The sequence below is a fragment of the Bradyrhizobium sp. PRIMUS42 genome (assembly GCF_023006515.1).
Lineage (GTDB): Bacteria > Pseudomonadota > Alphaproteobacteria > Rhizobiales > Xanthobacteraceae > Bradyrhizobium.
The window spans coordinates 1-1,329 of the sequence record NZ_JALBGZ010001141.1 but is presented as its reverse complement, the minus strand read 5'-3'; the positions used below and the strand labels follow the sequence as shown (position 1 = coordinate 1,329).

Below are 1,329 nucleotides of genomic sequence, written 5' to 3'. Positions count from 1 at the left end.
CGCTGACCTTCCTCAACACCGGGCTGTTCGCCACCAAGGGCGAGGAGCCGCCGATCATCTTCCGGCCGCCGGTCGCGCCGCTCGCGCGCAACTTCGTCTATTTCTTCGCGCTCGCCCCGGTGCTGGGCGCAGCGCTGATCTCGGGCCTGCTCGGGCTCGACTCCGTCATCGGTGGCGCCGGCGTCGTGCTGGTCATGTCCGGGCTTGCCGTGGTCGTCGCGGCCGGCGATCTCATTGCAATGCGTCGTGCGCGGATGCTGCGTATGGTGTGGGCCGCTGCCGTCGTAGCGCCGGCCGTTGGCGTCGTGCTCGCCGTCCTGTTTCTGCCCTGGACCGGGACAAACGAGATCGCGACCTCGATGCCGGCGCGTGCGATCTCGGATTTCTTCGACGAGAGCTTTGCCCGCCGCACCAACCATCGCCTGCGCGCGGTTGCCGGCGAGACCCAGCTTGCGAGCCTGATCACTCTGCATTCCGGCCGGCCGCATCTGTTCATCGACGCCGACCCCGCGCGCACGCCGTGGATCAATCAGGCCCAATTCAGCGAGACCGGTGGCGTCGTGGTCTGGCGCGCCTCCGACACGGCTGGCACGCCGCCGCCGGAGATCCTCAAGCGCTTTCCCGGCATCGTGCCGGAAGTGCCGCGAGCTTTCGAATGGCTGGTGACGGGTCGGCAGCAATTGCTGCGGATCGGTTGGGCCATCGTGCGGCCGAAAGGGACGTAGCGACAAACGCAGGAATCGTAGGGTGGGCAAAGGCGCAAAGCGCCGTGCCCGCCGTCAAGTCTATCCGTCGTCGAGATCAAGATGGTGGGCACGCTTCGCTTTGCCCACCCTACAAGAGCATCTACCCCGCCAGCGCCTTCGCGATCGCGCGCAGATCCTGCCAGGCCAGTCGCTTGTAGGACGGCGAGCGCAACAGATACGCGGGGTGAAAGGTCGGCAGTGCGCGGATGGTGCGCTGGCCCGTCTCGTAGTCGAACCAGCGCCCGCGCGTGCGCATGATGCCCTCGCGCGTTCCCAGCAGCGTCTGCGTCGAGGGGTTGCCGAGCGTCACCAGCACGTCGGGATTCACCAGCTCGATCTGGCGCTGGATGAAGGGCAGGCAGATCTGCGTCTCCTGCGGCGTCGGGGTGCGGTTGCCGGGCGGCCGCCAGGGAATCACGTTGGCGATATAGGCGGTGGTGCGGTTGAGCCCGATCGCGCCGATCATCAGGTCGAGCAGCTTGCCGCTGCGCCCGACGAAGGGCAGGCCCTCGATGTCCTCGTCGCGGCCCGGCGCCTCGCCGACGAACATGATGCGCGCCTGCGGATTGCCGTCGGCGAACAC

The 1,329-nt window shown here is 67.8% G+C and carries 1 protein-coding gene and 1 pseudogene; one reads left to right on the top strand and one right to left on the bottom strand.

Features of this window, described 5'->3' with window-relative positions; translation table 11 throughout:
• Window positions 1-725 (top strand): annotated as a pseudogene (locus MOV75_RS38420) (hypothetical protein); the annotation flags it as partial.
• Window positions 726-846: 121 nt separating this feature from the next.
• On the opposite strand, the gene MOV75_RS38415 reads toward MOV75_RS38420, so the two are convergent.
• A partial coding sequence (locus MOV75_RS38415; protein ID WP_247008045.1) for a uracil-DNA glycosylase occupies window positions 847-1,329 on the bottom strand: 483 nt, incomplete at its 5' end.